Genomic DNA, 12,295 nt, shown 5'->3' with positions numbered 1-12,295 from the left:
CGCGCGGGGGTACGGAGGCGTCGGCGCGCGGGGGTACGGGTCGTCAGCGCGGGCGCTGACGGGCGCGGTGCCGGCGGACGGCGTCCCGGCTGCCGCAGCGCGGTGAGCAGTACCGCTGGGTGCCGTTGCGCGAGGTGTCGACGACCACGTTCGTACAGGGCTGGGCCTGGCACCGGCCGAGGCGGTGCATGCCGCGGGTCGTCAGGTGCAGTGCCGTGCCGACGCTGAACACGGCGTGCAGGACGCGTGCCAGGTCGTCGTCGACATCGCGGTAATGCAGGTGCCAGCCCTCGCCGTTGTGGTCGGTCAGGCGGGGGTACGCGGTCGCGGAGGCCATCTGCTCGTTGAGGATCGCCGCCCGCTCGTCCGGGTCGCGGGCGTCGACGACCCGGAGCCAGTCGTCGAGCACGGCCCGGCAGCGGGCGTGGTCGTCGGGCCGCTCGGGGAAGGGCATCGTCATGCCGAACTCCCGGGTCCGCTCGACGATCCCGGCCCGGGCGGCGGGCCAGTCGTCGGCCAGGGAACGGGCGAGGAGGACGGCGTACTCGCCGTAAGGGTTGAGATGCACAAGGGCATTACATCAGGCTGGGGTCATGTCCCTCACCTGGCTCTCCTCGCCCGTCTCCGGCATATCCGTCCTCGGGATGGCGCTCACCGCGCTGGTCATGGTCCTGACCCCCGGGCCCAACATGATCTACCTCGTGTCGCGCAGCATCGGCCAGGGGCGCACGGCGGGGCTGGTCTCCCTGGCCGGCACGGGCGTCGGCTTCGTCGTCTACATGCTGATGGGCAATCTCGGCCTCGCGGTCGTGTTCGTCGCCGTGCCCTGGCTGTTCATCGGCTTCAAGGCCGCCGGGGTCCTCTACCTGGCGCACCTCGCCTGGCAGGCCCTGCGCCCCGGCGGGCGAGGCATGTTCGAGGTCCGCGACGTTCCCCGTGACAGCCCGGCCCGGCTCTTCCGCATGGGGCTGGTGACGAACCTGCTCAACCCCAAGGCCGCGATCATGTACCTGACGCTGATCCCGCAGTTCATCGACCCGCAACGCGGGAATCCGACCGTGCAGGGCCTGACCCTCGGGTCGGTCCAGATCGCGGTGAGCCTGACCGTCAACGCCCTGATCGTCGTCGCGGCCGGCGCCATCGCCGCCTTCCTCGGCGAACGCCCGGGCTGGGCCGCCGCGCAACGCCGCATCACGGGCACCCTGCTGGGCGCCGTGGCGGTGCTGCTCGTCCGCGAGGTGCCCGCCAGGGCCCGGGTCTGACGGGAGCCCGCCACGCCCCTCCGGGGTGCCTAGACCGGCTCGGCTCCCCCCGCCTCCCGGCTGGCCGGGTACGAGGCTGCGGGCTCGGCGCGCCGGAGCCACAGCAGGGCGCCCGCCAGGAGCATCGCCCCTCCCGCCAGCCAGGGCAGCGGGCCCCGCGGCAGCACGCCGACGAGCAGACCCGAGAGCGCCCCGGTCAGTTGCAGGGCGAGGGACTGCACGGACAGCGCCGTGGCCCGGCCCGCGCTCGGCACCCGGCGGTGCAGGAGCTCGTTCTGGCTCGGTCCCGCCGCGCCGAGGCCGAGGTACACCAGGCCGTAGCCGAGGATCGCGAGGGCCAGTGCGAACGGGCCCGCCGCCGCGGCGGTGGCGCCGAGCAGGAGCAGTCCGCCCGCGCCGGCGCCCAGCCCGAGCAGGACCGCGCGCTCGCCACTGCCCGCGAGCCGGGCCGCCAGGGGGGCGAGGTGGTTCCCGAGCCCGGAGGAGAGGAAGCCGGCGCAGGCGAGGAGGGCGAAGAGCATCGCCCCCGATTCCGGCGCCCCGGTGAACGATGCGGCGCGGCCCGGTGTCAGCAGTTCGAGGGCGGCGAGCGCGCCGCCCGCGGCGGCCGCGCTGAGGAGAACCCGGCGGATCAGCGGGTCACGGCCGCCCAGCCGTAGGCCCTCGGCGACGGTGGCCGGGATGCCGTGGAGCACCGAGCGCAGGGTGCTCGGCGGGCGGGGCGGCTCCGGGAGCGCGGTGAGGACGTACAGCACGAAGGCCGTCGCCACGAGGGCGCCGAGCAGGGGCGGCAGGGAGAGCGGGAGCACCAGTCCCGAGGTCGTCCGGCCCAGCCAGGCGGCGACCGCATCGCCCCGGGCCGCCAGCCAGGGCAGCGCGCCCCCGAGCAGGGTGCCCGCGGCGAGCGCGGCGGACACCGCGGTACCGCCGCGGGCCAGTCCGGTGCGCAGTTCGGCGTCGGGGCCGGAGTGGGCCTGGACGGTGTCGACGTACCAGGCCTCGGCGGGCCCGCTGGACAGGGCGCGCCCCGCGCCCATGAGGGCCATCCCGAGGGCGAGGACCCAGGGTGCGGTGCCCAGGCCCTGGAGGGCGAAGGCCGTCAGGTTCAGCAGGCCCGCCGCGGCGAGCACGGCGCGGCGGCCCAGTACGTCGGAGAGTCCGCCGGTGGGCAGTTCCAGTGCGGCGGCGGTGACGGAGTGCGCGACGAAGAACGCGGCGACGGCGGTGAGGGACATGCCGCGCTCGGTGAAGAGCAGGATCAGCGGGCTCACGGCCAGGCCGACGGGGAACCAGTAGAGGACGCAGGCGGTCACGTAGCGGCGTCCCGCGGTGCGCGGGTCCAGGGGCACGGTCACGTCGCGACCCCGGCAGCCCTGGCGGCCCCGGCGGGATCGAGCGCGCGTATGGATTCTCGGCAGATCATCACGGGAGATTAGAGCCCCGCCGCGGTGATCACCAAGCACGGATCCGCGGAACGTTCCCGCGGGCCCCGGCGACCCCGGCGGGCCTGGGCCGGCCTAGGTGCTCGCCGGCACCAGGACGACGGCCGTCCCGTACGCGCACACCTCGGTGCCGATGTCGGCCGCCTCGGTCACGTCGAAGCGCATCATCAGCACGGCGTTCCCGCCGCGTGCCTTCGCCTGCTCGATGAGGCGTTCCATGGCCTGGTTGCGGGTCTCCACCAGGGTTTTGGTGAGGCCCTTCAGCTCGCCGCCGATCATCGATTTCAGCCCGGCGCCGATCTGGCTGCCCAGATGGCGGGAGCGGACGGTGAGGCCGAAGACCTCGCCGATGACCCGCTCGACCCGGTAGCCGGGTACGTCGTTCGTCGTCACCACCATGACGCCGGTCTGCTGTGCGCCGGGGCCGCCGCCGTAATCCTCGATACCCATGCCATCCACTCTGGCGGCGCCGCGCAGTGCCCGCATCCGGAGGAGGGGGCCGGGCCGCGGGGCACCCTCCGTGACGCCTGGGCCACACCCCGCATATTGGGCATATCGGGCGACGTCGCGGTGCGTCAGCACGATCTCACGGCCCTCCGTCGCCATAGTCGTCCCTGGCAACCGCCCGGTTGCCGCCCCGGGTCGCGCGACGCGGCCGGGCAGACGCTTTCTCGGAGGAGCCGGCTCATGCTGAAGCCCACCAGGACCATCCTCGCCCTCACCGCCGGAAGCCTGGTGCTCGGCCTGGTCGGTGCGGGCGCGGCCGTCGCGGCCGATCACTCCCCGCAGCGCGGCCAGGTCCTGACCACCCCCCTCACGGAGGACGACCAGGACGGCTTCGGCCGGGACGACGAGTACGGCAACCGCAAGCACGCCCGCGGCGTCGTCATCTCCCGCGGCCCGCTGACCGTCCGCAGCCGCCCGACCACCCACTCCCAGAAGGTGGGCCGGCTGCACCCGCACGAGAAGGTCGTCATCGAGTGCAAGACGCGCGGCGAGCGCGTCGACGGGAACAACATCTGGTACCTGCTCAAGGAGCGCGACGAGCGTCAGCCCCTGGACGAGGACCGCAAGGGCGCGATGATGCCCAAGTCGGCGAAGTCCGCGGCCGCCAAGGACCGCGACGACAACTGGGTCGCCGCCCGCTACGTCAAGAACTTCGGCGAGGTCAAGTACTGCCGCGCCTAGCCGCCCCGCCGCCGTGACACGGCGGCCGGCTCCTAGGCTTCCGGGCGTACGGTCCGCGGTCCCACGCACCGCGCACCGTGCGCCCGTACCCGTTCCCGCAGTTCCCGGTCCGCCGTGACCACGACGCATCCGCCGTGCTCCGCGCAGGCGGCCGCCGCGAGCTCCACGATCCGGTCGTCGCCGCTGCCCGGCGCCTCGTCCACCCGTACGCCGGGCACCGAGGCGACACCCCGCGCGGCGCCTTCGACGACGAGGACGATCTCCTCGCCCCCGTCGCGCAGCGCCAGCCGGTCGCGCAGCCGCTCGGCGGCCCCGCGCCGGTCCCGCCACCAGCCGTCCGGCACGGACCCGACGACGTTGGCACCGTCCACGATCAGTACGTTCGGCTCGTCCATCTCCCCAGTATGGCGAGCCGGCCGGCAGCCGCCGTGCCCGCCCTTCTAGAAGTCGCCGTAGTTGACCTGCCAGGTCGCCAGGCCCATCCGGCGCCAGATGGCCACCACCCGGTCGCGGTCGTCCAGGGAGACCCGGACCGCGTACCGGTCGCGCACGTGGGCGTTGAACAGCTCCGCCTTGACGATGTCGTCGCGGCGGGTGTCGCCCGCGGCCCGCATCCACAGCTCGTCGTACGGGACTTCGTGCTCGGCCAGCCAGGCCTCGGTCGGCTCCCGGTGCTCCTCCCCCCGCCCGGACAGCAGCACGATCGTGTCGCCGTCCGCCCGCCGGAAGGAGTCGAGCGCGTCGCGCACCGGCGCGTTCAGCGTGTCGAGGCCGCAGCGCGAGAAGTCGTACGGATTGCGGTCGCCGGTCATCGCGAGCGTGCCGTCGATATCGCACATGACCGCCGGGGGCAGCGCCGGGTCGGGGACGTACGGGGACACGTCCGGCTGGTCGTTGAGCCAGTCCGCGGTGAGCCGCCAGCCGCCCCGCTTCGCCTTCGCGTGCTTGTCCGCGAGTATCCGGATGATCTCCTCGCCGACCTGGCGCTCGCGCGCGGCGTCGCGCCGCAGGCACTCCTCCACGGGCACGTCGGTGAAATCGTGCACCACGAAGGTGGCCCGTCCCGCGACGGCCGCCTTCAGCCGCTTGGGGATGTAGGAGGTCAGGTGGGTGTTGTCGACGACCACGTCGAAACCGCCCTCGACGGCCGCGTCGACGGCCGCGTCCTGGATGTCCAGCACGGTCTGCTCGTGCTTGTACGAGCGTGCGCGCTCCGGGTCCGGCACGTCGAGCATGGCCCGCAGGTCGTCGAGGTTGACGCGGCGCATCCGGCCGCCGGACGCCGCCTGGAGGGCGCGCGCGGCGGTGGTCTTCCCGGAGGCCGGCAGACCCGTCATGACGTGGACCACCGGCAGCGCGGGAGCCGCCGGGGACGCTGACGGGGACCCGGGGGTCTCGGTTTCGGGTGCTTCGGACACGGGCTCAGTTCTCCTCGTCGTGGGTGAAGGGGTCGGACGCCTCGGGCCGCACCTGCCGCCAGGTGACGAGCTCCGTCGTCCTGCCGTCGAGGCGCTGGAACAGCGCGCCGCGGACCCCGCTGTCGCGGACCGTCGCCTTGACGGCGCGCGCGAACGCGCCCCGGTCCGCGGCCAGATGGGACAGCGAGGCGTACGCCTCGTCGATGGCGAGCTCGCGGAGCACGGCCTCGGCCTCCAAGCGTTCGATCACCGAGCGGACCCAGTGGTCGAACTCGTCCGGGACCTGTTCCAGCAGTGCGTCGAGCGGCTTTCCGTCCGAGGCCTCGATCTCGGCGACGGTGCAGTTCAGGCCCTGGGCGAGCTGCTTGAGGGGCAGGCCGGCGAACCGCTGGATGCCGTGGCCGCGCCAGATGTCGCGCTCGGTCACCCCGGTGAGCACCTTGTGGAGGCGTACGTACTCGGCGATCTTGGCCTTGGCCCGGACGCCCGAGGCGAAGCGCAGGACGAAGCCCTCCGCGTCCGTGCCGGTCGCGGCGGCGCCGCCCGGCAGGGTGCTGGAGCCGGTCAGCGCGAGCAGCTCGTCCAGCGGCATGGCGGGCCACACGGTGACCACCGAGCCGATGTCCTGCCAGTGACCGGAGGCCTCGGCGAGCGGCACCTCGGCGCCGTCCGCTCCGTACGCGGCGAGCAGGACCAGGTCGCGGCGGTCCCCGTAGTCCACGACGATGCGGTTCTGCGGGTACAGGATCTCCGCGAGGTAGGTGGTGCCGGGGACCAGCGCGGAGGTGTCCCGTCCGTCGAGGCGGCGCTGCGCCCAGACGGCCTGGGTGCTGGTGAAGGAACCCTTGGACGCGGCCCGCCACTTCCCCGCGTAGTGGAAGAGCACCCCGAGACTGCCGTCGACCTTGTCGTACACCTCGAACGGCTCGTCCGGCAGGGCGGGCGCGTACGGCCGGCCCGCCTCGTGCTCGCCGACGTTGAAGAACTTGGGCAGCGGCAGCGCGACGACCTCGCCGGTGACGTCGTCGGCGACGAGTCCGCGACAGCGCGTGGTGACCTGGTTCCAGACCTGCTCGTACTGGGCGGTCCGGCTGTAGGTGTAGAGGGACAGCGGCAGCTCGGGGTGCACCTTGCGGAGCACGTATCCGGCGTCGATGGCCTCGGTCAGCGCCTGTGCGGGCATCAGGTCGTGCAGAGTCAGGTGGTCCTGGCTCATGGGGTTCCTCCCGGTTCGAGATGCCTCATTCTCGGGTGCGGGAGGCCCTGGCCGAAACCGAATAACGGCCCGTTACCGCAGGTCTTCCGCCCTGTGCGGGCCTTCGCCGCCCAGCCGGTTGATGTCGCGGGGCCGCAGGATCCGCTGGGTTCCGGCGTCGCCGGGCCCGGCCGCGGCGACGGCGATCATCGCGCGGCCGAGGGCCCGGGTGGTGGTCACCAGGTCGGGTGCGAAGCGCTTCAGGACCGGGAAGAGCGGCGCGGTGACGGCGTAACCGGCGCGGTAGAGCGGGGTCTTGGAGGGGATGCCGCGGTCGGGCTGCACGATCCCCGGCCGGAACATGTACGCCTCGAAGGGGAGCTTCAGCAGGTCGTTCTCGGTCTTCCCCTTGACCCGGGCCCACATGGTGCGGCCGTTCTCGGTGCTGTCGGTGCCCTCGCCGGAGACGTAGGCGAAGGTCAGCCGCGGGTTGGCGGCGGCGAGGGGGCGGGCGGCGGCGAGCGTCAGATCGTAGGTGATCCGCCGGTACTCCTCCTCCTTCATGCGGAAGGAGGAGATTCCGAGGCAGAAGAAGCAGGCGTCGTACGAGGCCAGGTCCGGTCCGGGCACCGACAGGTCGGTCGGATCGGCGCGGACGAGCTCGTGCAGCTTGGGGTGGGTGACGGCGAGGGGGCTGCGGCCGACGGCGAGGACGCTGTCGACGGAGTCGTCGCGCAGGCACTCGCGCAGCACGCCCCGGCCGATCATGCCGGTCGCGCCGAAGAGGATGACGTTCACGGGTCCACCCTAGGCGGCGAGGCCTGCGTCAGGCCGACGCCGTCAGTGGGAGATGCACAGCTCGTTTCCCTCGGGGTCGGTGAGGGTGGTCCAGACTGAGGGGCCCTGGTTGCCTTCGTGCAGGTGCTCGGCCCCCTTGGCGAGGAGCCGCTCGACGAGTGCCCGCGGGTCGTCCTCGCCGGTGCGGACGTCGAGGTGGACGCGGTTCTTGACCGTCTTGGGCTCCCCCACGTACTGGAAGAGGATGCGGGGCGCCCTTTCGAGGCCCTCGGGGTGGCGGATCCCCTGGCCCGCCTTCCAGACGAGGACGCCCCGGTGGGTGGTGGTGTCGTCCTCGGTCGCCCGTCCGACGGCGATCATCTCACGGATGAACTCCTCGTCGCTGGGCTCGACTTCCCATCCGAGGGCCTCGGCCCACCAGTCGGCGAGGGCGTGCGGTGCGGTCGAGTCCACGGTGACCTGGAACGTGTAAGCCATGGCGCGACCCTACCCGTAGCCCTCCGGCGATCCGCGGCAGGAACACAGCCGGGGGCGGAGGCCGGGGGGAACTTCCCTGCCGGGGCCGCCGGTTCGAGGGCCCGGCGGGCCGCCACACGCCCACCGGAACCCCTGCGGGTCGCTCCTCCCCGCACGCATCCTCCCTCGCTAGCATTCCCGGGGACCAGGCCACGCGATGACCAGAGGCACCCCCATGACCTCCACCCCACCCCGGCGGCGCGGGATCCTGCGCCCGCTGGCCGTGCGGCTGTTCCCTCCGGAGGCGCCGGGCGCCGAGACTCCCCACGGGGTGCTGCCCCCGCTGCTGATCGTCCTCACCTTCGTCAGCGGTGTGGTCGACGCGGTCAGCTATCTGGGCCTCGGCCACGTGTTCGTGGCCAACATGACGGGCAACGTGGTCTTCCTCGGCTTCGCGATCGCCGGGGACCGGTCCCTGTCCGCACCTGACTCCCTGCTCGCCGTCGGCTCCTTCCTCGCCGGGGCGGCCGCGGCCGGCCGGCTCCGGCGGACCACCGGGGCGGCCAGGATGTTCGCGCCGCTCGTCTCGGTGCAGACGGTGCTGGTGGGCGGGGCGCTCGCGCTGACCGCGCTCGGCGCCGGACCGCCGGGGGTCATCGCCCTGCTCGCCCTCGGCATGGGCCTGCAGAACGCCGTCGTGCACCGGCTGGCCGTCCCCGATCTCACCACCACCGTCGTCACCAGGGCGCTGACCGGACTGGCGGCCGATCCGTGGGGTCCGGGTCCGCTCCGCCGCCTCGTGACGGTCGTGGCCCTGCTCCTCGGAGCCCTCGCCGGCGGCGTACTGACACTCCGTCACGGTACGGTGTGGGCCCTGATCTTGGCCGTGGGTCTGCTGGGCTGCGTAGCCCTCTCCCCCCGGTGGGACGGCACCGCGCGGCGGCCGTAGGTCCTGGCCCGGCCGCCGCTCACCTCCCCGGGCGGGCCCCTCCGCGCTCCACGAGGAGCGCCGCGAAGGTCAGTACCCACGCCGCGACCGCCACCCAGAGCAGCACCGTGCCGAGGGGCCGCAGCCACTCCACACCGGTCGGGGCGGCCGCCGCCAGGCAGGCGGTCGCCGTCATGCCGAGCGGGAAGACGCTCGACCAGCGCCGGATGTCGTAGCGGGGCCGCGGCCGGAGCGCCTCGGCGGCGAGGAGCACGGCGTACCAGGCCAGGGAGAGGCCGAGGGCCGCCAGGGTGACGGTGCGCAGCCCCGCGTGCACCCAGCCCGTCCACAGCGGTGACGCCGTGAGCCCGGATGCGGCGAGGGCGGTGATGGAGAGCGCCCCGCCGGCCACCCAGTGGTCGCCCGCGCCCGAGACCACCTGGCGGAAGTCGAAGCGCACGAGCGCCTCGGCGTAGAGCAGCACTCCCAGGCAGAAGGCGGCCAGCGCGGCCCGGCCGAGCCAGTCCTGGCCGGTGGGGGCGGCCAGGGTGGTCGCGAGGACGGCGAGCCCCTGGGTGGCCACGCAGACGAGGAACGCCGCGCCGGGCATCCGGTAGCCCCAGTGCCGCAGTACGGCGACCAGCAGTCCCGGCCAGAGCGCGGCGGCCAGCGCCAGCAGGCCGAGGGCCACGGCCTGCCAGCCGAGGAGGGAGAGCCGGTTGCCGAGCACGGCCGTGGCGGCCACGGCGGTGAGGGCCGCCGGGGTGTCGGCCTCGGCGCGGAACCGGCGCCGGTCGCCCAGGAGCCGGGCCGTGAAGTCCGCGGCGAGTACGAGCCACAGCGCGGCGGCGAAGACCAGCGCGGCGATCGACAGCCCGTCGCGGCCGATCAGGTGCAGGCCGGCCGAGATGATCCCGGCCGCCATGACGGCGGCGCCGGCGGACGGCGGCAACTCGGCCCACCAGCGGGCGCGCACGGAGATTCCCATGCGCCCAGCCGACACCATCGAACCGCGGCCCTTCGTGCGGCGCGCCATCGGCGCCGGGGCGATGACCCTTGCGAGCGCGGCGGCGCCCACGGGGACGCCCGCCGATCCGAACGGCGCACCCTATTGCAATCCGCTCGCAATAAGGCTCCAGGTGCGAAGGAAGCGCCTCCCTATTGCACCGACACGCCCAATTCCAAACGGGATTATCCTGAATTGCCGCTACTGTCGGTACTCAGTTGGCTACGGAGCGTCTCCCGCTCGATCCGATCGCCCGTCCCCCGCCGCACCATCTATCCAAGGGCCTGTACGGGCCCTGTTTTTGCGCATTGGAGAAGGAAATGCAGGCCGTGGCAACGGAGCCCGCCGCACGCCAAGCTCCCGCTCAACCCGCGAGCTTCATCCAGGAAGTCCTGCGTGGCGTCGCCCAGGTCGATTTCATGCCGAGCGCGATCACGGGCATCTTCTTCCTCGCCGCCCTCGCCGCGGCCGGCTGGCAGTACGCCCTCTACGGCCTCCTCGGCGCGGTCGTCGGCACCGCCACCGCCTACGCGTTCGGCATCGACCGGGAGATCGTCTCGGCCGGTCTGCGCGGTTTCAACGGCACCCTCGTGTCGCTCGGGTTCGCCGTCTTCCTCGGGTGGGACCACCTGTCCACCCTGCTGCTCGCCATCGGCGGCAGCATCACCGTGGTGGTCGTCACCTCGGCGCTGGCCACCGTCCTGGGCACCTGGAACATCCCCACGTTCACCGCGCCGTTCTGCATCATCGCGAGCGTCATGACCATCGCGGCGCCCAGCTTCTCCCGGGTGTGGCACAGCGGCCCCGATCTGGCGGCGCTGCCGGCTTCCGCCGCCGGAACCACCGAGCTGGACTGGGGTCAGCTCTGGCGCGCCTTCTTCGCCAACGTCGGCCAGATCTTCTTCATGCCGCAGTGGTACGTCGGCCTGATCTTCCTCGCCGGCATCTTCGTGGCCAGCCGGGTGGCCGGGGTCATGGCCTGTGTCGGCAGCGTCACCGCCATCTTCGTCGCCTGGGCAATGGGTTCGCCGTCCGAAGCCGTCTCGCAGGGGCTCATGGGCTACAGCAGCGTGCTCGTCGCGATGGCCCTGTGCGGCGTCTTCCTCGTCCGCTCCCACTGGAGCTTCGGCTTCGCCGTCCTGGGCGCCGCGGCCGCGACCGGGCTCACGGCCGCGATGACCGCCTTCTTCGCCCCGTTCGGCGGCCACACCTTCACCTGGCCGTTCGTCCTGACCACGGTCGTCTTCGTCGCCGCCGTCCCCCAGATCCCCCGACTGCAACGGACCTGAAACCCCCTCGGCCGAGGCCGCCGCAGCGCCGGCAACAGCAGAAGCAGAGGCACCGGGCACGAGCGGCGGCACCGGCAGTACCGGCAACACCTGAACCACCTTGAGAGCCGAAAGTGAGTGACCGATGAATCTCGCCCCCCGTGAGATGGACAAGCTCTGGATCTACGTCGTCGCCGACCTGGCGCGCAAGCGCCGGGACCGGGGCGTCAAGCTCAACTACAGCGAGGCCTGCGCCCTGATCAGCGAGGGCATCCTCGAAGGGGCCCGCGACGGCAGGACCGTCGCCGAGTGCATGGAGCTCGGCAAGCAGATCGTCTCCGCCGCCGACGTCATGAAGGGCGTACGGGAGATGCTTCCGCTGCTCCAGGTCGAGGCCGCCTTCGTGGACGGCACCAAGCTCGTCTCCTGCCACGACCCCGTCGGCGCCTGAGTGGTGGCGGTCATCGCACCCGAACGGCCGGGCCGCGCACCGGAATCGGCGGTCTCCGTCGTCCTGGCCGGCGGTCACGAGGGCGGCGCCGCGGCAGGTGCCGTGCACCCCGGACGGCCGCTGGCCGAAGCCGTGCGCGCGGCGCTCGCCGCCTCGGCCGAGCCGGTGTGCGTGGTCCCGATGACGCTGGGGCGCGACCCCGGGCTGATCGCCGACTGTGCCCGCGCCCTGCGCTGGCTGAGCCGGGAGGAGGAGCCCGGGCGGCTCGTGCTGGCGCCTCCCTTCGCCACCGTGGACCACCTGACCGCGTGGCTCCGTACCGCCGCCCTCAAGGCGGTCCGCGAGGCGCCCGAGACCTCCGCCGTTCTGGTCACCGCACCCGCCGCGGGTCCCTTCGAGGACGCCGATCTGTTCCGGGTGGCCCGGCTGGTGCGCCAGTACGGGCACCACCGCTGGGTCGAGGTGGCCTTCGACGGCGGTGACCCGGACCTGGCGGAGGGCGCGGAGCGCTGCCGCCGGCTCGGCGCGGGCCACGTCGCCGCGGTCCGGGCGGCGTTCGCCCCGGTCACGGGGCTCCCGGCCGGGGTCCTGGACACCGGTCCGCTGCTGTCCGACGCCGCGATCGCCCAGGTCGTACGGGCCCGCGCGCAGGAGGCGCTGCACCGGCTGGCCCACGGGCAGGACGGGGTGACGGAGGGCCTGGACGCCGAACACGGGCACGGGTACGCGCACTCCCACGGCCCGGGCGGCGACCACCACCACGCGGGCCCGGACGCACACGACACGGAGCCGCACCACACGCACGCGCACGCCCACGGCGAGGGCCACCGGCACGCGCACGGCCAGGGTCACGGCCACCCGCACGGCCATTCCCCCCACTGAT

Annotated in this window: 15 protein-coding genes; 6 read left to right on the top strand and 9 right to left on the bottom strand. The window is 73.3% G+C overall.

The genetic code is table 11. The annotated features are described in order from the left end of the window. Positions 1-43 precede the first annotated feature (43 nt). A complete protein-coding gene (locus ACFWNV_RS14515; protein ID WP_383945734.1) occupies positions 44-568 on the bottom strand; it encodes a CGNR zinc finger domain-containing protein in 525 nt (174 codons plus the stop codon). A 25-nt stretch (positions 569-593) separates the two neighbouring features. On the opposite strand from ACFWNV_RS14515, the gene ACFWNV_RS14510 reads away from it, so the two are divergent. Beyond that, positions 594-1,262 (top strand): LysE family translocator, encoded by a 669-nt coding sequence (locus tag ACFWNV_RS14510; protein ID WP_383945731.1) that lies wholly within the window; start codon positions 594-596, stop codon positions 1,260-1,262. Positions 1,263-1,291: 29 nt separating this feature from the next. Here ACFWNV_RS14510 and ACFWNV_RS14505 read toward each other — a convergent pair whose 3' ends face one another. Both ACFWNV_RS14505 and ACFWNV_RS14500 read right to left on the bottom strand, forming a co-directional pair. Further along, complete coding sequence (locus ACFWNV_RS14505; RefSeq protein WP_383945729.1) at positions 1,292-2,617, bottom strand: MFS transporter; 1,326 nt, start codon at positions 2,615-2,617, stop codon at positions 1,292-1,294. Positions 2,618-2,779: 162 nt separating this feature from the next. Continuing rightward, a complete protein-coding gene (locus ACFWNV_RS14500; RefSeq protein WP_383945726.1) occupies positions 2,780-3,154 on the bottom strand; it encodes a YbjQ family protein in 375 nt (124 codons plus the stop codon). A 237-nt stretch (positions 3,155-3,391) separates the two neighbouring features. Here ACFWNV_RS14500 and ACFWNV_RS14495 point away from each other — a divergent pair, with 237 nt between their 5' ends. Continuing rightward, complete coding sequence (locus ACFWNV_RS14495) at positions 3,392-3,892, top strand: hypothetical protein (protein WP_383945723.1); 501 nt, start codon at positions 3,392-3,394, stop codon at positions 3,890-3,892. A 32-nt stretch (positions 3,893-3,924) separates the two neighbouring features. On the opposite strand, the gene ACFWNV_RS14490 is transcribed toward ACFWNV_RS14495, so the two are convergent. The 5 genes from ACFWNV_RS14490 to ACFWNV_RS14470 all read right to left on the bottom strand — a co-directional run bounded on the left by ACFWNV_RS14490 (position 3,925) and on the right by ACFWNV_RS14470 (position 7,780). Continuing rightward, positions 3,925-4,287, bottom strand: a complete 363-nt coding sequence (locus tag ACFWNV_RS14490) for an NTP pyrophosphohydrolase (protein ID WP_383945720.1) — start codon at positions 4,285-4,287, stop codon at positions 3,925-3,927. Positions 4,288-4,332: 45 nt separating this feature from the next. Further along, positions 4,333-5,310, bottom strand: a complete 978-nt coding sequence (locus tag ACFWNV_RS14485) for an AAA family ATPase (RefSeq protein ID WP_383945717.1) — start codon at positions 5,308-5,310, stop codon at positions 4,333-4,335. A gap of 4 nt (positions 5,311-5,314) precedes the next feature. Further along, positions 5,315-6,526, bottom strand: a complete 1,212-nt coding sequence (locus ACFWNV_RS14480) for an RNA ligase (RefSeq protein ID WP_383945715.1) — start codon at positions 6,524-6,526, stop codon at positions 5,315-5,317. A 72-nt stretch (positions 6,527-6,598) separates the two neighbouring features. Further along, positions 6,599-7,303, bottom strand: coding sequence for an epimerase (locus tag ACFWNV_RS14475; protein WP_383945712.1), 705 nt, complete (start codon positions 7,301-7,303; stop codon positions 6,599-6,601). A gap of 42 nt (positions 7,304-7,345) precedes the next feature. Then, positions 7,346-7,780: a VOC family protein gene (locus ACFWNV_RS14470; protein WP_383945709.1), complete on the bottom strand. Its 435-nt coding sequence runs from the start codon at positions 7,778-7,780 to the stop codon at positions 7,346-7,348. A 214-nt stretch (positions 7,781-7,994) separates the two neighbouring features. Between ACFWNV_RS14470 and ACFWNV_RS14465 the strand changes: the two genes are divergently transcribed. Beyond that, positions 7,995-8,708: a YoaK family protein gene (locus ACFWNV_RS14465; protein ID WP_383945706.1), complete on the top strand. Its 714-nt coding sequence runs from the start codon at positions 7,995-7,997 to the stop codon at positions 8,706-8,708. A 19-nt stretch (positions 8,709-8,727) separates the two neighbouring features. On the opposite strand, the gene ACFWNV_RS14460 is transcribed toward ACFWNV_RS14465, so the two are convergent. After that, positions 8,728-9,675, bottom strand: coding sequence for a tellurite resistance/C4-dicarboxylate transporter family protein (locus ACFWNV_RS14460; RefSeq protein ID WP_383945703.1), 948 nt, complete (start codon positions 9,673-9,675; stop codon positions 8,728-8,730). 347 nt (positions 9,676-10,022) lie between these two features. Here ACFWNV_RS14460 and ACFWNV_RS14455 point away from each other — a divergent pair, with 347 nt between their 5' ends. The 3 genes from ACFWNV_RS14455 to ACFWNV_RS14445 all read left to right on the top strand — a co-directional run bounded on the left by ACFWNV_RS14455 (position 10,023) and on the right by ACFWNV_RS14445 (position 12,294). Continuing rightward, on the top strand, positions 10,023-10,982 hold the full coding sequence (locus tag ACFWNV_RS14455; protein WP_383945699.1) for an urea transporter: 960 nt from the start codon (positions 10,023-10,025) through the stop codon (positions 10,980-10,982). A gap of 124 nt (positions 10,983-11,106) precedes the next feature. Next, positions 11,107-11,412, top strand: a complete 306-nt coding sequence (locus tag ACFWNV_RS14450) for an urease subunit gamma (protein ID WP_243332378.1) — start codon at positions 11,107-11,109, stop codon at positions 11,410-11,412. 3 nt (positions 11,413-11,415) lie between these two features. Next, complete coding sequence (locus ACFWNV_RS14445) at positions 11,416-12,294, top strand: sirohydrochlorin chelatase (protein ID WP_383945695.1); 879 nt, start codon at positions 11,416-11,418, stop codon at positions 12,292-12,294. Position 12,295 lies beyond the last annotated feature (1 nt).

It is taken from the genome of Streptomyces sp. NPDC058401 (assembly GCF_042722885.1).
Taxonomy (GTDB): domain Bacteria; phylum Actinomycetota; class Actinomycetes; order Streptomycetales; family Streptomycetaceae; genus Streptomyces.
This window is presented reverse-complemented; position numbering and strand designations above follow the sequence as displayed.

Excerpts from the sequence above, each read along its gene's own strand:
- ACFWNV_RS14450 (WP_243332378.1), top strand. The coding sequence starts at position 11,107 with ATGAATCTCGCCCCCCGTGAGATGGACAAGCTCTGGATCTACGTCGTC.
- ACFWNV_RS14500 (WP_383945726.1), bottom strand. The coding sequence starts at position 3,154 with ATGGGTATCGAGGATTACGGCGGCGGCCCCGGCGCACAGCAGACCGGC.
- ACFWNV_RS14490 (WP_383945720.1), bottom strand. The coding sequence starts at position 4,287 with ATGGACGAGCCGAACGTACTGATCGTGGACGGTGCCAACGTCGTCGGG.
- ACFWNV_RS14495 (WP_383945723.1), top strand. The coding sequence starts at position 3,392 with ATGCTGAAGCCCACCAGGACCATCCTCGCCCTCACCGCCGGAAGCCTG.
- ACFWNV_RS14470 (WP_383945709.1), bottom strand. The coding sequence starts at position 7,780 with ATGGCTTACACGTTCCAGGTCACCGTGGACTCGACCGCACCGCACGCC.
- ACFWNV_RS14510 (WP_383945731.1), top strand. The coding sequence starts at position 594 with ATGTCCCTCACCTGGCTCTCCTCGCCCGTCTCCGGCATATCCGTCCTC.
- ACFWNV_RS14465 (WP_383945706.1), top strand. The coding sequence starts at position 7,995 with ATGACCTCCACCCCACCCCGGCGGCGCGGGATCCTGCGCCCGCTGGCC.
- ACFWNV_RS14460 (WP_383945703.1), bottom strand. The coding sequence starts at position 9,675 with ATGGGAATCTCCGTGCGCGCCCGCTGGTGGGCCGAGTTGCCGCCGTCC.
- ACFWNV_RS14480 (WP_383945715.1), bottom strand. The coding sequence starts at position 6,526 with ATGAGCCAGGACCACCTGACTCTGCACGACCTGATGCCCGCACAGGCG.